This is a genomic window from Mycoplana sp. 10N416 (genome assembly GCF_056394765.1).
Window position 1 is genome coordinate 1 of the sequence record NZ_JBFTIM010000021.1, and the last position, 20,607, is coordinate 20,607.

Below are 20,607 nucleotides of genomic sequence, written 5' to 3' on the forward strand. Positions count from 1 at the left end.
CGCGCGACTTTCGTCAGGCTGCGTCGGAAAAGACGAGGTGGGTGGAGGGCTCGGCCAGCGCCAGGAAAGCCAAGAGATCCTCGCGCGAGAGCGCAGCGCAGCCCGCCGTGGGCGTGTAGTCGGGCCGGGCGATATGCAGGAAGATCGCACTGCCCGCACCTGCGACCGGCGGATCGTCGTTGTGCCCCAAGACGACGACGACGTCATAGACATCGTCTTCCATCCAGAGTTCTTCGTGGCTCGCGGCGAAGGGCAGCTTTASATGGCGATTGTAGTCCGGATGCGAAGGGTCGTCGCACCAGCCGTCCAGGCGGTCGATGGCACGTGAGGGAAAGGGCGAGGCCGGCCTGGGCAGCCGGTCGGGACGATAGAAAAGCTGACGGATCGGCCAACGCCCGACCGGGCTGACCCCGTCGCCCTCGACCTTCTCGACRTGTATGCCGCCGCGGCCGACGGCGCAGCGCCAGCGCTTGTCTCCATAGGCGGCCTGCCAGCCATCGCCGTTACGAGATACGATTAGATCCAAGCCCAAGCTCCTTCCTTGAAGTGAAACGCCCCGATCATTGATTCAGGGGGAAATGGCATGCGACCGCCCGGCCGCCGCTGTCGGACAGCGCCGGTTCCTCGCTCCGACAGATCGCCTGCGCGAACGGGCAACGCGTGTGAAAGCGGCATCCGGACGGCAGGTTCATCGGGCTCGGTATGTCGCCGACCAGCATCGGCCTTTCGCGGTTCCTCTGATGCGGATCGGGGCGCGGGACGGCCGAAATCAGGAACATCGTATAGGGATGTCGGGGGTTGGAGAAAATATCCTCGGTCGTCCCGACCTCCACCATCCGCCCGAGGAACATCACCCCCACTCGATCGGCGAACTGGCGCACGACGCTCAGATCGTGGGTGATGAACAGGTAGGTCAGCTTCAACTGCTCCTGCAGGTCACGCAGGAGGTTGAGGACCTGTGCCTGGATCGAGACGTCGAGTGCGGAGACGGCCTCGTCGCAGACGACGAATTCCGGGCTGTTGGCAAGCGCGCGGGCAATGCCGATGCGCTGCCGCTGCCCGCCGCTGAACTGGTGGGGATAGCGGCGCAAGAGCTGGCGGCGCAGGCCGACCATGTCGAGCAACTCGCCGCAGCGTTCCTCGATCTCGGCCGCGGTCCCGAAGCCGTGGGCGCGCAGCGGCTCCGCCAGGATGTCCTTGACGCGCATGCGCGGGTTCAGCGAGGCGTACGGATCCTGGAAGACGATCTGCAGCTTCTTACGCAACGCCCGCATCGCCGATTCGTCGAGTTCATGAAGGTCCTGGCCGCGATAGCGCACGGTGCCATCGGTCCGTTCGATGAGACGCAGGATCACGCGGCCCAACGTTGTCTTGCCGCAGCCCGACTCGCCCACCAGCGCGAAGGTCTCCCTCTCGCGGATTTCGAGATCGATGCCGTCCACGGCGCGCACCACCCGGCGCTGCGAGCGGAAGAAACCGGAGCCGACGGGGTAGTGCTTGCTCAGCCCCTCGGTGGAAATGAGGACTTCGCTCACACGCTTGCTCCCTGTTTGTCGTGCAGCCAGCAGCGGGCCTTGTGGCCATTGCCGAGATCGGTCAGTTCGGGCTGTTTCAGCTTGCAGATCGGCATCGCGTCGGCACAGCGTGGATGGAAACGACAGCCCGTAGAGAGCTTCGCAAGGTTGGGCACCACGCCCGGAATGCTGTTCAGGCGCTCTGTCGTGCGCTTCTCCGTCGCCTTCGGGATCGATGCGAGCAGTCCCCTCGTATAGGGATGGGAAGGCCGATCAAATAGGTCGAAGACATTGGCCTGTTCGACGATCTGGCCGGCATACATGACGTTCACCTCGTCGCACATCTCGGCGATGATGCCGAGGTCGTGGGTGATCATGATGATCGCGGTGCCGACCCGGTCGCGCAGCGCCATCATCAGCCGCAGGATCTGTGCCTGGGTCGTCACGTCGAGGGCCGTCGTCGGCTCGTCTGCGATCAGGAGCTTCGGCTCGCAGATCAGCCCCATGGCGATCATCGCCCGCTGTCGCAGCCCGCCCGACAGCTGATGCGGGTAGACGTCGAGGCGCGCCGCCGGCTCCGGAATGCCGACGGTCTCGAACATGCGCAAAACTTTCTCGCGGATGGCGCGCTTGCCAAGATCGGAGTGGATGGCGAGCGGCTCGCCGACCTGCTGGACCATGGTCTTCACCGGGTTCAGCGATGTCATCGGCTCCTGGAACACCATGGCGACCTCGCGGCCGCGCCGGCGCCGCATTTCGTCGCTGTCCAGCCGCGCCAGGTCGGTGCCGTTGAGCACGACGCTGTCGGCGCTCACGGTTCCCGGCGGAGAGGGGACGAGCCCCATCAGTGACAGCGCCGTCATGCTCTTGCCCGAGCCGGACTCGCCGACCAGGCCGACGATCCGGCCGCGGCCGACGTCGAACGAAACGTCGTCGACGATCCGGACAGGCCCGTTCTGCGTCTTGAATTCCGTGCGAAGGTTGCGCACGCTCAGCAGGTTTGTCTGATCTGACATTGCCACGCCCCTCAATCTTTCATGTAGGGGTCGAGCGCGTCGCGCAGCCCGTCGCCGACAAAATTGAAAGCCAGCACCGCGATCAGGATCGCCACGCCCGGCATGATGGCGACCAGCGGGGCCGAGAATATGTATTCCTTGCCCTTCGCCACCAGCAGACCCCAGCTCGCCTCCGGCGGCTGGACGCCGACGCCGAGAAAGCTGAGGCTCGATTCCCACATGATCGCCTCGGGAATGCTGAGCGAAAATAGCACGATCAAGGTCGGGACGACATTGGGGAAGAGGTGGCCGATCATGATCGTGGTCTTCTTCGTGCCGTTCGCGCGCGCGGCCTCGATGAACTCCTTTTCCTTGATGGCGAGCGTCTGGGCGCGAACGACCCGCGCGACACCGGCCCAGCCGACGAGGCTCAAGGCGATGAAAATGTTGAAGAGGTTCGCGCCCAGCGTGTACATCACCACCATTGCCAGCAGCAACGACGGGAAGGCGATCATCACATCGGCGAGCCGCATGATGATGAAGTCGGTCCGACCGCCGAAATAGCCGCTGATGATGCCCATGACGGCCCCGATCATCAGCGAGATGAAGCTCGGGACGATGCCGACAACCAGGGAAATCCGCGCGCCGTAGAGGATGCGGGTCAGAAGGTCCCGGCCAAAGTTATCGGTTCCCAGCCAGAAGGTGGAGGAGGGTGGCAGGAACTGTTCGTCCATGGCCACGCGGTAGGGGTCGTGAGGGCTCAGGAACGGAATGAAAAGCGCCACGAAGACCAGAAGGCCGACCAGGATCAGTCCGGCCATGGCCATGCGGTTCCTGGCAAAGATCCTGATGCCATCGCGCAGGAAGCTGTCGTTGCCGGCATCGTCGATCAGGTTTTCGCTGGTATCGATGAGCTGTGTCATTTCGAGCCTCCCTTCATCTCATTGCGAATGCGGGGGTCGAGGACGGAATAGAGAATATCGGCGACGAGATTGCCCAGGATGACGAGCACGGTGGCGAAGAGTACCGAGCCCTGCAGCAGGGGCATGTCGCGCGCCTGAATGGCGTTGACCGAGATGCGGCCCACTCCGGGGATGCCGAAGATCGCCTCGGTGATGACCGCGCCGGACAGAAGCCCCGCGACCTGGATCGCCATGATGGTGACGACGGGGATGAGCGCGTTCTTGAGCGCGTGCCGGCGGATCACCAGAAGCTCGCGAAGACCCTTGGCGCGCGCGGTGCGGATGTAGTCGTGGCGCATCACTTCCAGAAGGCTGGAACGGGTGAGACGGGCGATGACCCCCGCCGAGCTCCAACCGAGCACGATGGCCGGCATGATCACGTACTGGTAGCCGTAGAAACCCGATACGGGCAGCCATTTCAGCTTCAGGGCGAAGACATACTGCATCAGCAGCGCCGACCAGAAGATCGGCATGGAGACGCCCACGAGCGAGAACCCCATGAAGAGATGGTCAACCAGCGTGTCGCGCCGCACCGCCGACAGCACGCCGACGGGGATGCCGATCACCCAGGAAACGAGTGCGGCGCAGACCGTGAGGATGAGCGTGTTGGGGAAGGCGTTGAGGATCAGCGTCGTCACATCGCGATTGAGCTTGATCGACACACCGAGATCGCCCTGGAGGGCTGCGAACAGGAACCTGAAATACCGGGTGATGAGCGGATCATCGAGATGCATCTGGGCACGGACGCGTTCGATGACGTCGGCGCTGGCATGTTCCTTCATCATCAGCGCGATCGGGTCGCCGGGGATCACGTTGAGCATGACGAAGAGCAGCGCCGTGATGCCGATCAGAACAGGGATCGAGATCACGATGCGCTTTATCACGAAAGTCAGCATCGAAAGGGGTCTTTCATTGGGCCTAGCGGTGATGAGGGCGCAGGGAGGCTGATCCTACCATGGAAGGGACGAATGGCGGGCGTTGAGGAACAACGCCCGCCACGTCAGAACGCCTTATTCGACTTCCATCTTGTAGTAGCTCATGTCGCTCCAGCCGTTCCACGGCACCACGAAGTTCTTCACCCGCGGCTGGACGACATAGGCGTGGTCGAGGCTGAACAGCGGTACCCAGGCTGCGTCCTCCTGCACGATCCGGTCGGTCATCTTCTGGTAGAGCGCGCAACGCTCCTCGGCATTGGTCATCGAGCGCGCCTTGTCGAGCGCGGCGAAGACCTCCTCGTCGTTGTTGTTGTAGCCGCGAACCGCCGTGCCGCTCTTGCTGAAGAACGTATAGAAGAAGTTATCCGGATCGTTGAAGTCCGCAGACCAGTTCTGCGTGTAGTTGTCAACGGTGCCGGCCTTGCGGCTGGCAAAGTAGGCAGACTCGTCCATCGTCTTGATCTGGGCGTTGAAGCCGGCTTCCTTGATCTGCGCCTGGATGATCTGGTTCATGTCGGACCATTTCGACGACCAGCTGCTGACCTGCGTGAGGTTGATATCCACGCCGTTGGGATAGCCCGCCTCGGCCAGAAGCTGCTTTGCCTTTGCCGGGTTGTGTTCGATCGGCGTGGCCGCCGTGTAGCAGCTGATGCCGCGGGGGATGACGCCGTTCTCGATCGCTCCCTTGCCGTAGAAATTCTTCTGGAGAATTTCGTCGCGGTTGATGGCCATCTGGAACGCCTTGCGGACGCGAACATCGTCGAACGGCTTCAGCGCCTGGTTGATGTGGTAATAGTACATGCCGACGCGGGGGCCGGCGCGCACCTGGTCCTTCCACTGGTCGCTGCCGGTGAAGTAGGGCAGCTGCGTCGGGGCGTAGTCGATGTCGAAGACGTCCAGTTCACCCGATTCGAACAGAAGCCGCAGCGTCTCGGGGTCCGCGACGACGCGGATATTGATCCCGTCAAGCTTCGGACGGCCCTTGAAGTACTTTTCGTTGGCCTCGAGGATCTGATTGTCGTTGAGGTTGTATTCCTTCAGGATGAAGGGGCCGGTGCCGTTGGTCGTCTCAGGCGTCAGACCGTACTTGTCGCCGAGCGGTTCCGTGAATTTCCGGTTGTAGATCGAGGCGCCCGGGCTGGCGAGGAGTGCGATGAAGGCTGCGTAGGGTTCCTTCAGGACAACCTTGACGGTGTACTTGTCGACTGCCTGCAGGCCGGGAACCGACGTCGCTGTTCCTTCCAGGCGCTCGGTCGCGCCATCGACGAAGTTGAGGATGTCGGTGCTCAGGGCCTTGGTCTTGGGGTCGAGCATGCGGTCGAAGGTGTAGACCACGTCGTCGGCCGTCAACTCCTCGCCATTGTGGAAGAGCACGCCCTGGCGCAGATGGAACGTGTAGGTCTTGCCGTCGTCGGAGACTTCCCAGCGCTCGGCGAGGCCGGGCACCAGCTGCGTCTGGCCGGGACCGCTCGTTTCGGCTTCCACGAGGCGGTCATAGACGTTCAGCGGCAGGGTATAGAAATCCTGCGTCATCTGCACATCGACGGTCTTCGGATCCTCCTGGTAGGCGATCCGCAAGACGTGGTCGGCCGCAAGGCCGTTGGAGGCCAGGGCAAGCGTCACAAGCCCCGTCGCCATCAGGAATTTCACCTTATTGAGCATTTTTCCTTCCCTTCTTCTTTAGTTCCCCATCCGGGTCGGCGCGAGTATCGCGACGCGCTTTCCCGGCTGTTTCGTTGCCGGACCAGTGTCCGGTTCAGCTTGTGCCGATCGCCATCGGCGTCCCAAGTGCCTCCTCCGGCACCGGTTCGGCCATTGCTCCCCCCACCGGGCCAGGGATCTGCCATGGACCCGCCTGCTCGAGGTCCAGCATCTCGGTGATATCCTGCCTGCGGCGGATCGTTCTGAAGCGGTTGCCCTCCACAAGGACCTCCGCCACGAGATCGCGGGAGTTGTATGTCGACGCCATCGACGCGCCATAGGCGCCAGCGCAGTCAAAGGCGAGCAGGTCGCCCGCGCTGAGTTTGCCAAGCCCTTCGAAGGATCCGAACTTGTCGGAGCTCTCGCAGATCGGGCCGACGAGACTATAGGCGGGGGCCGTCTCGCCGGTGCGCGGCTTGCGGAGGGGGAGAACGGGGTGGTGCGCGTCGTAGAGCGCCGGACGCATCAGGTCGTTCATGCCTGCGTCCAGGATGCCCATGCGGCCATCTTGCATGTCCTTCAGGTAAAGCAGTTCCGTCACCAGCATGCCCGCCCGGCCGACCAGCCACCGGCCCGGCTCCACTGTCAGCTCGCAGCCAAGATGGCCGACAGTGTCGGCGATGATCCCGGCATACTCGGCGATGTCCGGACCAGCGCTGCCGTCGGCGGCGATACCGATGCCGCCACCGAGATCGAGGCGCGGGACGACGAGGCCTCGGTCGCGCATGGACGTCACCAGGTCGGCCATCGCCGTGAATGCACGCCGGAACGGCGCCATGTCCTGGATTTGCGATCCGATGTGGACGGCGACGCCCAGCGCCTCGAGCTCCGGCATCGCTGCGGCCTCGGCGTAGATGTCGGCCACGTCGCCGATCGCGATCCCGAACTTGCTTTCCTTCGTTGCCGTGGTGATCTTCGCGTGCGTCTTCGCGTCGACGTCCGGGTTGACGCGGATTGCGATGGGCGCGCGCTTGTCAAGGGCGCGGGCAACCTCGGCGACGGCCGTAATTTCCGCCGGCGATTCGACGTTGATCTGGTGGATGCCCACCTCGAGGGCGCGGGCGATTTCGGCGCGGGTCTTTCCGACGCCGGAAAAGATGATCCTCGATGCGGGTACGCCTGCGGCGAGCGCGCGCTCCAGTTCTCCGCCGGATACGATATCCATGCCGCAGCCGAGTTCGCCGAGCAGGCGCAGCACGGAGATGTTGCTGTTGGCCTTGACCGCGAAACAGATCGAAACCCCGATGGGGCCGACGGCGGCCGCCAGGTGCCCGTASGCGGCGCGGATGGCGTCGGTGGAATAGCAATAGAACGGCGTCGGCACAGCATGGGCGACCGCGCTCAGACAGACATCCTCGACATGCAGGCTGCCCGCCCGATAGCCGAGCCACGTCCGMTCATTGCTGTGACGTTTCATCGTTTCCGCATGGTTTGTCATTGGCCCATCACGAATATTGGCACTGCACTTCCAGCAGGATTCCAGAGCTTCYAGTGCRWGGGAAATAATTGCTTCGGCGGTCTTATTCGGRTTTGATATGGATGCGACGGTTATCGAGTGAAGAAATGATGGAGGCTGAACCATGCGGCTCAATCAGCGCCAACTGGAAATCTTCAACGCCATCATGRTCAACAAGAGCATGACCGCGGCGGCCGCGGCGTTGGGGACGTCGCAGCCGACGATCAGCCGCGAGTTGCGGGACATGGAGCAGCGGATCGGTTTCGAGCTCTTCGTGCGCTTCGGCAAGCGCCTGACGCCAACCAATCAGGCGCTGCTCYTGCACGAGGTCGTGCGCCGGGCTTTCGTCGGCATGGAGGAAATCGGCCGCGCCGCGTCGGCGATCCGGACGCACAATGCCGCGAACTGCCGGGTCGCCACCATCCCCGCCTATGCCGAGGCCATCATTCCTCGCGTGGCGCAACGGCTGTTGAAACAGCGCCCGGCGATTCATCTTTCCCTGCATTCCCTGGAGGAGCTGTCATTGCAGCACGAAATGGCGACGACCGTGTTCGATGTCGGCGTCACCGAGGGACGGTTCGAATATCAGGGGGTGATCTCCGAACGCATCGAGGTTGGAGACCTGGTTTGCGTCTTGCCGGTTGGCCATTCACTTTCGAACAAGAGAATCGTGGAACCGGCCGATTTTGACGGCGTACCATTCGTCTATTTTTCACAGGACGATCCGTACAGAAGAAAGCTGGATGATATTTTCTTYGCGGCAGGTGTTTCACGCAGTTACGCCGTCGAAACGACGACTGCGGCGAGCGTCTGCTCCATGGTCTCGGCCGGGGTAGGCGTGTCGATTATCAATCCGCTGACCGCCGCGAACTATATGGGCAAGGGTGTGGTTCTTAGAAGGTTCAACGTCGGCGTGCCCTATACGCTTGCCGTGTGGCGTCCGGCCCGAAAGGCTGGTTCAACGGTTGCGGAAAAATTCACAACGGTTCTAAAGGAAGTCGCCAACGAGATGCGGGCAACCAAGTCCTCCAAGGCGGAGCGACCGCCTTGATTCTAGGTGGCGGTTTCGGCCTCCTAACGAAGCTCGGCGTCGCCGCGGAAGCTCTTCCTGAGGGGACCATCGCCACACAGGCGCTCGAGGCGCTACCCGACAAGGTTCCTCTCATCAGGAAGACGATCCGACCGCCCAACTTCGAGACTCCGATCCATTACTTCAACGAAGCGTTTACGCCCAATAGTGCCTTCTTCGTCCGCTATCACCTGTCCGACATTCCGGATGTGGACACGGCGTCGTGGAAGCTCGCGGTCGGTGGTCCGGCAGCCGGACAGCAGGTCGAATTCACGCTTGACGAGCTCAGGAACGCCTTTGAGCGGATCGAGGTCGCCGCCGTTTGCCAATGTTCGGGAAATCGCCGCGGCTTTTCAGAACCGCATGTGCCGGGCGTCCAATGGGGCTCCGGTGCAATGGGCAATGCCAGATGGGCCGGCGTTCGCCTGAAGGACCTGCTCGACAAGGCCGGACTTGCCGAGGGCGCGATCGAGATTGCCTTTAACGGTGCCGACGGCCCGGTTCACGACGAGACGCCGGATTTCCTGAAAAGCCTGCCGGTCTGGAAGGCGACGGAAGAAAACACGTTGATCGCGTACGAGATGAACGGCGAGGCCTTGCCGCATTGGAATGGATTCCCGGCAAGGCTGGTGGTGCCCGGCTGGACTGGCACCTACTGGGTAAAACATGTGACGGAGATTCAGGCGCTGACCGAGCCGCTGAAATCGTTCTGGATAAACCCTGCCTACCGGATCCCGCGATCCCTCTTTCCCATCGTCGAGCGCTTTACCAGTCAGGAGCCGTTAAATTCCCTCAATACGCCGATTACCGAGATGGTGGTGAATTCGATGATCACCAATCTGGAGGAGGGGGCAGAGGTCAAGGCGGGCCAACCGATCGATCTGAAGGGCATCGCGTGGGACGGTGGCTATGGCATCGTTGAAGTGGCGATTTCGATCGATGGTGGCAAGAGCTGGACCCCGACGCAATTGGGCGAAGACCTTGGCCGATTTGCCTGGCGGCAATGGACGCATCGGCTCGCCGCACAGCAGGCGGGCACGGCCACAGTCATGGTTCGCGCCCGCAACAAGATGGGACAAACGCAGGTCGACGCCTTGCTGTTCAATGGGGCCGGATACCACAATAATGTCGTGCAGAGGCTTAAATTAAAGGTTGTTTGAGGAAACCGCCATGTCCGTCTCTCCGAAAGTCCTTCTGATGTCTGGCGCCCTCGCAGTTTTGTCCTTTGAGGCGAAGGCGGACGGACCCGAATTCCAGTTGAAACAGGGCGCCAATCTTGATGTCGTTGAAGAGAATTGCGCGGCCTGCCACAGCCTGGACTATATAGAGATGAATTCTCCCTTCCTGGACGAGAAGGGGTGGCAAGCGTCTGTTGCCAAAATGGTGAAAGCGTTTGGGGCGCCGATTGAAGCCGCCGATCAACAGAAGATTGTGGAATATCTTGTGGCCAATTACGGCAAGAAATGAATGAATAGCTCATCCGCCGCGGCGCAGTTGTTGCCGGCCCTCTTCGCGCGAGCAGCCGGCGCGGATCCAGTCGACAATCTGGCGTGTGTTCATAGCGCCTGAAGTCCGGGCCAGTTCCCGACCGCCTTGGAAAAGGATCCACGTCGGGAATGCCTCGGATGCCCTTTTGCAGCGACCTGCTCCGATAACGGCTTTGCAACACCGGGCGGGGCGGCCGTCTGTCGGAGACGGAGATGAAGCGACTGCGTCAGCTCGAGGAAGATGCGCCAAGCTGCTGTTCAATTGGAGTTGGCCTGTTGATATCCAAAATGGATCCCCAACCTTACTGGGCGCTTGCAACCCCAGCCTCAGCATGCATTGACCGCCATGTCTGGGGTTTCATCGTATGTTTTCACTGAGAAATTTGATTTCTGTCGGCATTGCCGTCTTCACTTTGATGGCCTCCGCCCCCTCCGAGGCCCGTCTCGCCTATTCGGCGCATGTCGCAGAAGGTGGTAGCAGGTTCGTCATAGTCAGCGGCTCTTTCGAGTTCAATGACGAGTCGACCAATTCGAGGTGAAGCCCGGCGATGGTCGGTTCGTACAGGTGAAGAGCTTCAGATCCTTCCCGGAGGCGGAAGCATTCGTAAAGCGGTCGTTGGTGCCGCTGGCGGCGCATCTCGCAGCGAATGGCTGGTTCGCGGTCACCCTGAAGACGTTTACGCGGAGCAGGAGGCGAAGGATGTCGCGAATGCTTTGAAGCGTCAGGGGCTGATCGCTCACGATTCCATGGTCACGCTGGGAAACACTTATGTTCGGGAAGTCTGCTGTGAGTGATGTGTGGCGACAGCAGCAACGAACTGCAGTCGCGAGTGCGGTGCGTACTACATTCATACCGTAGTAGTTAGTTGAACAGCTTCGCGCTCCGCGGCGCGGTGGGCCATTTGGTCAGCGTTCGCGAGAATCTCAGTTTTTACGAGGTATTGATCCGTACGCAACCGCGTCCGCGACAGTGGGATTGTGCCAACCTCCCGGGGGAGACAGGTCGCGGATATCTTCAGGCCCCCAGGTGCCGGCATCGTATTCGAAGAGCGGCGTATTCGCCGCCAGCACGGGGTCGACAATTCGCCAGGCTTCCTCCACGTAGTCCTCGCGCGCAAAGAGGGTCGCATCGCCAAGCATCGCTTCCCCGAGCACCCGCTCGTACGCATCCATCTCACCGGCGCGGGGATGCCGGCTGGCAATCAGTTCGGCCGGCAGGCCGACGAGATCCTGTTCCGGCGACAGCACCATCATGCCGATTGCAATTGTGACATCCGGGCTGATCCGAAACCTTACATGGTTCGGCATCTGGTTGGCCCCAGCGTACACGCTGGGCGGTTGTCGCAGGCGGACGAACACCTCGGTGCATGTCACCGGCAGACATTTTCCAGCGCGGATGTAGACCGGCACCCCCTGCCAGCGCCAGGAATTGATGTTGAGCCGCAACGCGGAAAACGTCTCGACCGTCGACTTCGCCGCGACGCCGGGCTCATTCCGGTATCCACGAAACTGTCCCCGCAGGATGGAGTTCTCATCGAGAGCAGGGATCGCCTTGAGCACCTTCACCTTTTCGTCGCGAACCGATTCGCTGTCGGTCCGCACCGGCGGCTCCATGGTCAAATTGGTCAGCACCTGAAACAGGTGGTTCTGGACCACGTCGCGGGTGGTGCCGATTCCATCGTAGAACGTGCCGCGCCCCTGGACACCAAAGTCCTCCGCCATCGTAATCTGCACGCTCTCGATATGGTTGCGGTTCCAAAATGGCTCAAGGAAGGCGTTTGCAAAACGGAAGTGGAGCATGCTGTGCACCGGCCCTTTGCCAAGATAGTGGTCGATGCGAAATATCCGCGTCTCGTCGAAGGTCTTGAGCAGGATGGCATTCAGCGCGCGGGCTGACTGAAGATCGCGCCCAAAGGGCTTTTCGATGATGACGCGCGCGCCGTTGGTGCATCCCGCCTTTACCAACTGCTCGACGACCATCCCGAACAGGGCGGGTGGGATTGCCAAGTAATGGGCGGGGCGCTCCGCCTCCGCGAGTTCCCCTCTGACCGCAAGGAACGTTTCCGGATCGGCGTAATCCCCGTCGACGTAACGAAGCAGCGCGACCAGTTTCCTGAAGGCCGAGGCATCCAGGCCGCCGTGTTTCTCAAGGCTGTCCCGCGCCCGTTCCCGAAACTGGTCGAGATTCCAGCCGGACTTGGCCACGCCGATCACCGGTACATCGAGGTGGCCTCGCTTCACCATCGCCTGCAGCGCAGGGAAGATCTTCTTGTACGCCAGGTCTCCAGTGGCACCGAAGAAAACCAGCGCGTCGGATTGGGCCCCGCTCATTGTGGCCTCCGCTTGCGATCATCCCTTGCCGGCCGCTTTCTCCAGATGACCGCCAAACTCGTAGCGCATCGCCGACATGAGCTTGTTCTGGAATTCGGCGTCTCCGCGCGAACTGAAGCGCGCGTAAAGAGCGGCTGAAAGGACGGGTGCGGGTACCGCCTCGTCGATCGCCGCCTTGATGGTCCACCGCCCTTCGCCCGAATCCGAAACCCGGCCTGCAAACCTGGCGAGCGCCGGGTCTTCGACGAGCGCCGCCGCCGTCAGGTCGAGAAGCCACGAGGCGATCACGCTGCCGCGCCGCCATAGCTCGGTAATATCGGGCAGATTGAGGCTGTAGCGATATAGCTCGGGGTCCCGCAGCGGCGTCGTCTCGGCATCTGTCTCGCTCTCCTTCGTGCCGACGCCCGCGGCACGCAGGATGCTCAGTCCCTCCGCATACGCCGCCATCAGCCCGTATTCGATGCCGTTGTGGACCATCTTGACGAAGTGACCGGCGCCGCTCGGACCGCAATGCAGGTAGCCCATCTCGGCGGTTCCGGTGAGTGTCTCGCGTCCGGCCGTGCGGACGATCTCGCCTTGGCCCGGTGCCAGTGTCTTAAAGACGGGATCGAGGCGTTCCACTGCAGCTTGCGGCCCGCCAATCATCATGCAGTAGCCACGCTCGAGGCCCCAAATGCCGCCGCTGGTTCCCACGTCGACATAATCAATCCGCATCGCGGCGAGCTCCTTTGCCCGCCTTATATCGTCCACATAGTAGGAATTGCCGCCGTCGATCAGTGTGTCGCCGGGCTCCAGGTGCGGCACGAGATCGGCGATCGTCTTGTCGACCACGGCCGCTGGCACCATGAGCCAAACTGCCCGCGGTTTGGCCAGTGCTTTCACCAGGTCCGCCAGCGAACCGACGCCGTCCGCCTTGTCCTGCGCTAGCCCCTCAACAGCCTGCCGCGACTGGTCGAACACGACGCAGTGATGGCCATTCCTGAGCAACCGCCGCGCCATATTGGCGCCCATGCGGCCGAGTCCGATCATTCCGAGCTGCATGACACTTCCTCGCGCTGTTTAAATCGAGGCTGGCCGACGGTAGCGCCAAAGCGCATTTATCGAACTGTCGTGCTGTAGTGTGGGCTCCTCGATCGATCGCCTGGAGCTCCGACCTTCCACCAAGGTCTCGGCTGGACCAGTTCTTTCTGCGATTGGTGGACGAATCCTACCACGAAACCGCAGGCGATATGATCGTCGAATCCTTCGCACAGGGGCGCAAAACGGTCACTTGCGTACCAGCGCGGTCTCATTCCACAGCCGGATCACCGGATCGGACCGATCATGTTCGAAGCCGAGGATACTGACCGATGCCGTGTTTAACTGAAAATATCTGCCCGCCGCAGGGGCGAGCCCGAGCCAGCGGGCGGTGAGCGCGCGCAGGAAGTGGCCGCTGGAAAACATCAACACATCGCCATCGATGGCGCGGATGAGCGCAAGCAGGCGATCCGCCCTCGCGCCGACAGCCGCAGGCGATTCCCCGCCGGGGCAGCCATCGCGAAAAAGCTGCCAGCCGGGCCTCTCCTTGTGGATGTCGACGGTGCGGCGCCCTTCATAAGCGCCGTAATCCCATTCCAGAAGGTCGCGCTCGACTTCGGCGACTGACCCGAAACCGGCGATGTTGCACGTCTGAACCGCACGCTGCAGCGGGCTGGTGAAGACTTTCACAAACGTAAGCCCGCTCAACCGTTCACGCAGTTGGCAGACGTTTTCGGCGCCCCGCTCCGTGAGCGGCAGATCGGTCAGTCCAGTGTGCTGGCCAGAGAGACTCCAGGCTGTCTCGCCATGCCTGGCCAGGTAGATCGATGAGAGCTGTTCCATCATTGGTTCATCGCAGTGCTGTTCTGGCAGCCACTATGCACCCTGGTTCGGGCCCATGCCAACGATGCGGAAAGTTGAACGCGGGGTATACACCGTTCAGTCGAGGTTGTCAGCACTGCGATGAAGACCAGGAACGCTTCCGAAGCAACGAACATACGTGCCGGTTCATTGGTCTGAAAAAGTAAAAATGCGCATATAATATCTAGGTTGAACTTAATAAGTTCCTGAAAATAAAATGTTTTCGTTACAACCGAATATAAAAACTCGCGCGAAATGTCCTTCGACTTCCGCCCCTACGCGTGCGCGCGCAGGAAGAAACTCCTGGCTGGGGCTTGCAATGGGTTGACCGCCCCCGCGCGGCGTTGTGGCGGCAAGGGCGCCCCTAATAAGCGTGGAGGGTTGGACGCGCTGACGGACACTACAGAGCGTTAGAGGCTGCACCGACACCAAGATAGCGATCTCTGACAGATTCGGCTGCCGCAAACTCGGACCCGGTTCCGTGATAGACGATACGGCCGAGTTCAAGGATATAGTGCCTGTCTGCGAGTGCAGTGCAAACAGCAAGGTTCTGCTCGACCAGGAGAATTGGGACTCCACTCATTCGGATCTGTCTGATTTGTTCAACGATCTCGTCGACAATAATCGGGGCGAGGCCTTCGACCGGCTCGTCCAGCATCAAAAGCTTAGGGCCGCTAAGTAGCGCGCGTGCAATCGCGAGCATCTGTTGCTCGCCACCGGAAAGCTGGGATCCGCCGTTAGGATTGACCCAACGATCCGTAACCTGAATTGGCACTTCGTTCTCAAAATGGACGAACAGCGAGTGGAAAAGCTCCGCCCCAGGTTTGTTTCAAACTGATTGACCTGAATCTCAACAGCCTTCTTACGGTGTAGTTCGCTCCGATGAACATGGCCGCGGGAACGAATTTCTTCCGCGATGCTTTTGATTTCTATAAGCGTCGCTGAGGGCTTTGATTATCGCAACAGCAACCGCATAGGAAAGAGTAGACATAACGCTTTCGGGGTCACTTTCGGAACTGAACTGGATCACCATGGCTTTCGAACTCGGGTCGATCACGATTTGCTGCCCGCCAAGCCAAGGCTTCGGTTCAGGTAGTTATTGGTTACCAGCGTCGAAGATAACGACGTGGAAGCGGCAGTCCTATGTTCGCTTAGCGGGCGCAATTGCCCTGTCGCCTGCGACGTCTGCTTTCGGGCCGCGGGGGCGACTGCCGGCGATGCAATACAATCACTCAGTGAGGCCAGCTTTCCGCAGTCCGTCGACAATGCGCTCGAAATCGGCAGGGTTGCTGTAGGGCAGCACTTTGCGCCTGTGCTCCAGGGAATAGTCGGGATTGATCCGAAACACTTCCTCCCACTCCCCGCGCGCCTCCGCGAAGCGACCCAAGTGACCATAGCTCGCCGCCAGCAACACACGTGAGATGTCGGTGGCTGGATTGCGGACCAGCCGTCGCTTCAGGAAGACAACGGCCTCCTCGTATCTGCCCAACTGGAACATCGCCTGCGCGTGGAAGTGCAGAAAAACGTCCGGATAATATGGATTCAGGGCCATTGCCCGCTCGAAACAGGTGAGGGCTTCCTCGGACCTGCCCGCATAATGCAGCGCGTTGCCGAGGCTCTCGTGGCCCTCGACAAGATTGGGAGCAAGCGCGATCACGCACTCAGCCTCGCGGATGGCCGCGTCAAGCCGCCGCAGGTACAAGTTGACGACGCCCAGCGCCCAATGTGCGTACGGATATCGATGATCGAGCGCCACCGCGCGCGTCGCAGCCTCGGTCGCCTGTTCCAGCGATGTCGACGGCGATTGGCTCCACTGGTTGACGTAGGCCAGCCCGTGCGTGACGGCGAGGAACGCGTGGGCCGGGGCGAATTTCGGGTCCAGATCGATGGCGCGTTGCAGCAATTGCTGGCCCTGAAGGTTCTGCTCTCTCGTCAGCCGCCACATGTGTTCACGGCCCCGCAGGAAGCAGTCATAGGCTTCCAGATTTTGGGTCTGCTCGCTCGCGAGCCGCTGTTTGTCCCCGGACGTTAGCTTGAGTTCCAGAGCGCCGACGATCTGCTGCGTGACGTCATCCTGCACCGCGAAGATATCAGTCAGGTCGCGATCGAAACGCTCCGCCCATTGATGCCCGCCAGTCGTCGCGTCGATGAGCTGCGCGGTGATCCTCACCCTGTTGCCTGATTTGCGGACGCTTCCTTCAAGCACGTAGCGCACTACAGCCACGAGTGTAAACTTGTGCCAGGTTGAACCTCGTGTTCGTGCGCCAGCACCTTCAGAAGCGTCTCCTGCACCAGATCGCTCGCGTCCGCCTCGTTATTGACAAAGCGGAACGCGAAAGCGCGCAGCGCGGGTATCATTGGGATAATGTCGTGCCGAAACGTAGTGCCGTCTTTGCTCATTGTCCTTGCTCCTGCAGAGGATCAATGGCCACAGTTCGCTTCTGTTCCAATCACGGTGCACCCCCGCGGATCAGCTCATGTCGATGAGCCGCGGCAGGTGGTCTCGATGTTGCTGAAGACACAAATGCGAACTTGGCCGACGTTCGGTGAGCCATCATCCCATCACGTAAGCAGGAACCATTGCAAACCGAATTATGAGCCACAATTCATTTTTTAGTTGACACGGTGGTTGATGCGGGCAAAATGTCTAGAAGAGGAATGGCTCCGCGAGCCTGTGCGGAAAGTACATGTATAGATAAATCGGGACTTGCGATCGAGAAAACAAATAAATCGCAAGATTAGGGGAATTTTCGTGGAAAGCGGACAGCTAAGTTTGGTTAGATTTTCTAACGTACGCAAGTCGTACGCATTGAACGACAATGTCGTTCAGAACCTTAACCTGAATATAAAACGTGGAGAATTTCTGTCCCTGTTGGGACCTTCTGGGTCAGGAAAAACTACAACGTTAATGATGCTGGCTGGGTTCGAACATCCAACAGCAGGCGAGATTTTCTTACGTGATGTCTCGCTTCGCAACGTTCCACCGCATAAGCGCGGCATGGGAGTGGTATTTCAAAACTACGCGCTTTTTCCGCATCTCAGTGTCGCACGCAACATAGCCTACCCTCTTCAGCAACGCGGAGTTTCAAGGGTGGACATCGAGCGAAGGGTAGCCCGCGCGCTGGATATGATCGAGCTAAGTGCGGCTGCTGAACGGTTGCCAACGCGACTTTCTGGCGGACAGCAACAACGTGTCGCCCTCGCGCGCGCCCTAGTATTTGAGCCCGAATTGGTACTGATGGACGAGCCATTGGGAGCGCTCGACAAGCAATTGCGTGAGCAAATGCAAATAGAGATTAAGCATATCCACGAACATTTGGGAATTACAGTCGTCTACGTGACGCATGATCAAAGCGAAGCGCTAACCATGTCGAGTCGCATCGCAGTATTTAATGAAGGTTGTGTCCAGCAAATTGGGTCGTCGACTGAAATTTATGAAAGACCGGCAAGTTCATTTGTCGCCAATTTTATTGGCGAAAACAACCGCTTGAATGGAGTTGTCCGCGGCACAGATCGGGGCGGATCAGTAATAATACTAGAACGTGGAGAGAGAATAATCTCGAAAGAGATGTCGAATTGTTGCGATGGAGAAAGAACGTCAGTTTCAATTCGTCCGGAGCGAGTAATTATTTTTCCAGGCGATGAAGTAGAAAATAAATTTGAAGGGATAGTTCAGGAATTAATATATTTTGGTGACCATGCTCGCATTAGAATTTCGGTGTGTGGAAGATCTGATTTTTTTGCGAAACTTCCGATAGGGGCGATTGACGCATCAGTACAGCGTGGAGCCTGCATCACTGTTGGGTGGCGGGCCGAACACTGTCGCGCGTTAGACTACGTAAATCACTAAAAACTTGGAAATATACGAGAGAAAGGGGAACATTATGTGCGATAAAAAGCGAAAGCTTCTCAATTGCGTAGCCGCGATAGCAGCGGTTGCCTTTGCTGCAACCAGCGCCAGTGCCCGTGACTTTACGATTGCGTCATGGGGTGGCGCCTATCAGGATAACTTTCGGAAAGTGTACTTCAAGCCCTTCTCCGAGATGAACAATATACCGTTCCTTGAGGACACCTATCTTGGTGGCTGGGCGCAATTCGACGCGATGCGATCGACCGGAGCCTATAATTGGGATTTGGTCCAAGTGGAGACAACGGAGTTATACCGTGGGTGCGAGGAAGGCGTATTCCTGAAGCTTGACTGGTCAAAGATTGCTGACCCTTCCACAATGGTTCCTGGCGCGGCAAGTAGCTGTGGTCTTGGCGCGGTCATTGCGAGCCACGTAATCGCTTACAATGTAGAAACTATCGGCATAGCGCCCACAAAGTTAGCTGACTTTTGGAATGTCGATGCCTGGCCCGGTAAGCGAGGTATGCGGAAAGGTCCGAAGTACAACTTGGAGCTGGCGCTAATGGCCGACGGCGTAGCGCCTCAAGACGTCTATAGGACCTTGGCTACTTCAGATGGCGTTGACCGTGCTTTTGGCAAGCTTGAGAAGATCAAGTCGCACCTTCAATTCTGGGAAGCTGGCGCGCAACCAATTCAATGGTTGGAGTCCGGCGACGTCGTGATGTCGATTGCCTACAACGGACGCGTACATGCGGCTGTAAAGGGACATCAGCCGATCGCGGCTGTGTGGGATCGCTTCACATATGACATGGATCTGTGGGTGATCCTCGCCAAGGCCGAACACGCAGACGCGGCCTACGAATTCTTAAAGTACTACACAGATCCACAGCGACAGGCTGAAATTGCGAGCTTGGTTGGATACGGAGTGCCTAGCCTTGCGGCTTCTCGCTACATCCCGGAAGCTGATCTGCCCAATTTGCCGGTAGGGGACAAAATGTCGAGAGGGCTTTTTGCCGGCGGGGACGAGGCTATGGCTTTCTGGCTAGACCACGGTGACGAACTATCAGAACGGTGGAATTCATGGGTGAACTCGCAGTAATAAATAGTATTACGGCTTTATAATAGAGAGCAATAGACGTTTACAAAGGTCGCCGCGCATGGACAAGCTAGCAACTCAATGTACAAAGCAGGCATTTACGGCAAAATGCCTGAAGGTAGTTACGAGAGGTGTGCTATATGACCATGCGCGGCTGAGGTCGTGGCGATCTATTGCAATAGTAAGCCCACTTTTGCTTTTTCTCGCGCTCTCATTTTTGTATCCAATGGGAAAGATGCTGTGGCGAGCATTTGACAATCACGAAGCAAGCAGTGGGCTAGTCCGAACAGCCACTGCGTTGGGTGCATGGGATGGTAGCGCCGCCTTGCCTTCCACGGCCATTGAAAGCTTGGCTGCCGACCTTGAGGAGGCGAAAGGCAACAATCGTCTGAACGAACTTGCATCCCGCCTCAATCTCAAGGTGGGCGGGTTTCGCAGCCTCATACTCGTCACGGCTGCGGCGTTGCCGCGGGATTTAGAAAGAATCGGGCCTGCAGAAATGCAGGCGATAGATGAGCGTTGGGCAGATCTAAAGTTTTGGCGCGGTCTCAAGGATGCGAGCTCTCCGGTAACCCTGTCCCGAATGTTGGCCGTTGTCGACCTCGAACGAAAGTCAGATGCCTCTGTGGGCTGGGTACCGCCTGATAGAAGGGTCTACCTTGACTACTTGCTGCGAACTCTCTGGATCAGCCTTTCTGTCACAATTATTTGCGTTTTCACCGGGTATCCGATGGCGCACTTGATGGCTTCATCAAAATCGCGCCGCCAGAAATTCTTGCTCTCCCTAATTCTGCTATCTTTTTGGACCTCGTTGTTAGTGCGGACAGCTGCTTGGGTGATCCTGCTTCAGAAAGAGGGGATCCTTAATTCTGCGATGGTCGCACTCGGTTTAATTGATCAACCCGTCCAGTTAATCTTTAACAGAGTCGGAGTCTATCTAGCTATGACTCACGTTTTGTTGCCTTTTTTCGTTCTGCCGCTGTACAGCGTTATGAAGTCAATAGACCCAAGTTACATGCGCGCCGCGGTCTCTCTTGGCGCCACTCCCACTAGAGCTTTCCTTTCGATTTATCTACCACAAACAGCTCCAGGTGTAACTGCTGGCGCGTTGCTGGTCTTCGTGCTGGCCAATGGATTCTATATCACACCTGCACTTGTCGGTGGCCCAAAAGATCAAATGCTAAGCTCTCTGATCGCCGACTTTGCCATTGGCCGTGCGAATTGGGGAATGGCCAGCGCTTTGGCAATCCTCCTGCTGATTTGCGTGTCGTTAACGCTAGCCTTGCTGGCTCAACTAGCTCGTTCGCGTACGTAGCGCATAGATTGGGATAGAACT

At 59.3% G+C, this 20,607-nt stretch carries 18 protein-coding genes and 1 pseudogene; 6 read left to right on the forward strand and 13 right to left on the reverse strand.

What is annotated here, in order from left to right:
• Positions 1 to 13: 13 nt before the first annotated feature.
• From AC1DDS_RS23785 to lysA, 7 genes are all read right to left on the reverse strand, one after another.
• Entirely contained in the window at positions 14 to 526 is a 513-nt protein-coding gene (locus AC1DDS_RS23785; protein ID WP_477481114.1) for a L,D-transpeptidase family protein, read from the reverse strand.
• Positions 527 to 560: 34 nt separating this feature from the next.
• On the reverse strand, positions 561 to 1,535 hold the full coding sequence (locus tag AC1DDS_RS23790; RefSeq protein WP_477481115.1) for an ABC transporter ATP-binding protein: 975 nt from the start codon (positions 1,533 to 1,535) through the stop codon (positions 561 to 563).
• On the reverse strand, positions 1,532 to 2,530 hold the full coding sequence (locus AC1DDS_RS23795; protein WP_477481116.1) for an ABC transporter ATP-binding protein: 999 nt from the start codon (positions 2,528 to 2,530) through the stop codon (positions 1,532 to 1,534). The genes AC1DDS_RS23790 and AC1DDS_RS23795 overlap by 4 nt, the downstream gene beginning before the upstream one ends.
• An 11-nt stretch (positions 2,531 to 2,541) precedes the next feature.
• Entirely contained in the window at positions 2,542 to 3,432 is an 891-nt protein-coding gene (locus tag AC1DDS_RS23800) for an ABC transporter permease (RefSeq protein ID WP_477481117.1), read from the reverse strand.
• Positions 3,429 to 4,367, reverse strand: a complete 939-nt coding sequence (locus AC1DDS_RS23805) for an ABC transporter permease (protein WP_477481118.1) — start codon at positions 4,365 to 4,367, stop codon at positions 3,429 to 3,431. Before AC1DDS_RS23805 ends, AC1DDS_RS23800 begins: the two co-directional genes overlap by 4 nt.
• Before the next feature lie 114 nt (positions 4,368 to 4,481).
• Positions 4,482 to 6,068, reverse strand: a complete 1,587-nt coding sequence (locus AC1DDS_RS23810) for an ABC transporter substrate-binding protein (protein WP_477481119.1) — start codon at positions 6,066 to 6,068, stop codon at positions 4,482 to 4,484.
• A gap of 94 nt (positions 6,069 to 6,162) precedes the next feature.
• A complete protein-coding gene (gene lysA, locus AC1DDS_RS23815) occupies positions 6,163 to 7,524 on the reverse strand; it encodes a diaminopimelate decarboxylase (protein ID WP_477481120.1) in 1,362 nt (453 codons plus the stop codon).
• Positions 7,525 to 7,687: 163 nt separating this feature from the next.
• Between lysA and AC1DDS_RS23820 the strand changes: the two genes are divergently transcribed.
• The 3 genes from AC1DDS_RS23820 to AC1DDS_RS23830 are packed head-to-tail and all read left to right on the forward strand — an operon-like array spanning position 7,688 to position 10,099.
• Positions 7,688 to 8,614: a LysR family transcriptional regulator gene (locus tag AC1DDS_RS23820; RefSeq protein ID WP_477481121.1), complete on the forward strand. Its 927-nt coding sequence runs from the start codon at positions 7,688 to 7,690 to the stop codon at positions 8,612 to 8,614.
• On the forward strand, positions 8,497 to 9,792 hold the full coding sequence (locus AC1DDS_RS23825; RefSeq protein WP_477481122.1) for a molybdopterin-dependent oxidoreductase: 1,296 nt from the start codon (positions 8,497 to 8,499) through the stop codon (positions 9,790 to 9,792). The genes AC1DDS_RS23820 and AC1DDS_RS23825 overlap by 118 nt, the downstream gene beginning before the upstream one ends.
• A gap of 10 nt (positions 9,793 to 9,802) precedes the next feature.
• Positions 9,803 to 10,099: a cytochrome c gene (locus tag AC1DDS_RS23830; RefSeq protein WP_477481123.1), complete on the forward strand. Its 297-nt coding sequence runs from the start codon at positions 9,803 to 9,805 to the stop codon at positions 10,097 to 10,099.
• 944 nt (positions 10,100 to 11,043) lie between these two features.
• Here AC1DDS_RS23830 and zwf read toward each other — a convergent pair.
• The 6 genes and pseudogenes from zwf to AC1DDS_RS23860 all read right to left on the reverse strand — a co-directional run bounded on the left by zwf (position 11,044) and on the right by AC1DDS_RS23860 (position 16,728).
• Positions 11,044 to 12,450: a glucose-6-phosphate dehydrogenase gene (zwf, locus tag AC1DDS_RS23835; RefSeq protein WP_477481124.1), complete on the reverse strand. Its 1,407-nt coding sequence runs from the start codon at positions 12,448 to 12,450 to the stop codon at positions 11,044 to 11,046.
• 18 nt (positions 12,451 to 12,468) lie between these two features.
• A complete protein-coding gene (gene gnd / locus AC1DDS_RS23840) occupies positions 12,469 to 13,491 on the reverse strand; it encodes a phosphogluconate dehydrogenase (NAD(+)-dependent, decarboxylating) (protein ID WP_477481125.1) in 1,023 nt (340 codons plus the stop codon).
• Positions 13,492 to 13,716: 225 nt separating this feature from the next.
• Entirely contained in the window at positions 13,717 to 14,313 is a 597-nt protein-coding gene (locus AC1DDS_RS23845; protein ID WP_477481126.1) for a histidine phosphatase family protein, read from the reverse strand.
• A 415-nt stretch (positions 14,314 to 14,728) separates the two neighbouring features.
• Positions 14,729 to 15,103 carry an ATP-binding cassette domain-containing protein gene (locus AC1DDS_RS23850; RefSeq protein WP_477481127.1) on the reverse strand — a complete coding sequence of 125 codons (375 nt, stop codon included), beginning with the start codon at positions 15,101 to 15,103 and terminating at the stop codon, positions 14,729 to 14,731.
• A gap of 453 nt (positions 15,104 to 15,556) precedes the next feature.
• Positions 15,557 to 16,543, reverse strand: a pseudogene (locus AC1DDS_RS23855) (tetratricopeptide repeat protein); the annotation flags it as partial.
• Positions 16,543 to 16,728 carry a sigma factor gene (locus tag AC1DDS_RS23860; protein WP_477481128.1) on the reverse strand — a complete coding sequence of 62 codons (186 nt, stop codon included), beginning with the start codon at positions 16,726 to 16,728 and terminating at the stop codon, positions 16,543 to 16,545. The gene AC1DDS_RS23860 and the pseudogene AC1DDS_RS23855, both read right to left, overlap by 1 nt.
• Before the next feature lie 352 nt (positions 16,729 to 17,080).
• Here AC1DDS_RS23860 and AC1DDS_RS23865 point away from each other — a divergent pair, with 352 nt between their 5' ends.
• The 3 genes from AC1DDS_RS23865 to AC1DDS_RS23875 are packed head-to-tail and all read left to right on the forward strand — an operon-like array spanning position 17,081 to position 20,586.
• Positions 17,081 to 18,178 carry an ABC transporter ATP-binding protein gene (locus AC1DDS_RS23865; protein WP_477481129.1) on the forward strand — a complete coding sequence of 366 codons (1,098 nt, stop codon included), beginning with the start codon at positions 17,081 to 17,083 and terminating at the stop codon, positions 18,176 to 18,178.
• 34 nt (positions 18,179 to 18,212) lie between these two features.
• Positions 18,213 to 19,274 carry an ABC transporter substrate-binding protein gene (locus AC1DDS_RS23870; RefSeq protein WP_477481130.1) on the forward strand — a complete coding sequence of 354 codons (1,062 nt, stop codon included), beginning with the start codon at positions 18,213 to 18,215 and terminating at the stop codon, positions 19,272 to 19,274.
• 58 nt (positions 19,275 to 19,332) lie between these two features.
• Positions 19,333 to 20,586, forward strand: coding sequence for an ABC transporter permease (locus tag AC1DDS_RS23875; protein WP_477481131.1), 1,254 nt, complete (start codon positions 19,333 to 19,335; stop codon positions 20,584 to 20,586).
• The last annotated feature ends 21 nt before the right edge of the window (positions 20,587 to 20,607 follow it).

What these genes read in the sequence shown, in the direction of transcription:
- AC1DDS_RS23795 (WP_477481116.1), bottom strand. Translation starts at nt 2,530, where the DNA reads ATGTCAGATCAGACAAACCTGCTGAGCGTGCGCAACCTTCGCACGGAA.
- AC1DDS_RS23800 (WP_477481117.1), bottom strand. Translation starts at nt 3,432, where the DNA reads ATGACACAGCTCATCGATACCAGCGAAAACCTGATCGACGATGCCGGC.
- AC1DDS_RS23805 (WP_477481118.1), bottom strand. Translation starts at nt 4,367, where the DNA reads ATGCTGACTTTCGTGATAAAGCGCATCGTGATCTCGATCCCTGTTCTG.
- AC1DDS_RS23810 (WP_477481119.1), bottom strand. Translation starts at nt 6,068, where the DNA reads ATGCTCAATAAGGTGAAATTCCTGATGGCGACGGGGCTTGTGACGCTT.
- AC1DDS_RS23830 (WP_477481123.1), top strand. Translation starts at nt 9,803, where the DNA reads ATGTCCGTCTCTCCGAAAGTCCTTCTGATGTCTGGCGCCCTCGCAGTT.
- zwf (WP_477481124.1), bottom strand. Translation starts at nt 12,450, where the DNA reads ATGAGCGGGGCCCAATCCGACGCGCTGGTTTTCTTCGGTGCCACTGGA.
- gnd (WP_477481125.1), bottom strand. Translation starts at nt 13,491, where the DNA reads ATGCAGCTCGGAATGATCGGACTCGGCCGCATGGGCGCCAATATGGCG.
- AC1DDS_RS23845 (WP_477481126.1), bottom strand. Translation starts at nt 14,313, where the DNA reads ATGATGGAACAGCTCTCATCGATCTACCTGGCCAGGCATGGCGAGACA.
- AC1DDS_RS23860 (WP_477481128.1), bottom strand. Translation starts at nt 16,728, where the DNA reads ATGAGCAAAGACGGCACTACGTTTCGGCACGACATTATCCCAATGATA.
- AC1DDS_RS23870 (WP_477481130.1), top strand. Translation starts at nt 18,213, where the DNA reads ATGTGCGATAAAAAGCGAAAGCTTCTCAATTGCGTAGCCGCGATAGCA.
- AC1DDS_RS23875 (WP_477481131.1), top strand. Translation starts at nt 19,333, where the DNA reads ATGGACAAGCTAGCAACTCAATGTACAAAGCAGGCATTTACGGCAAAA.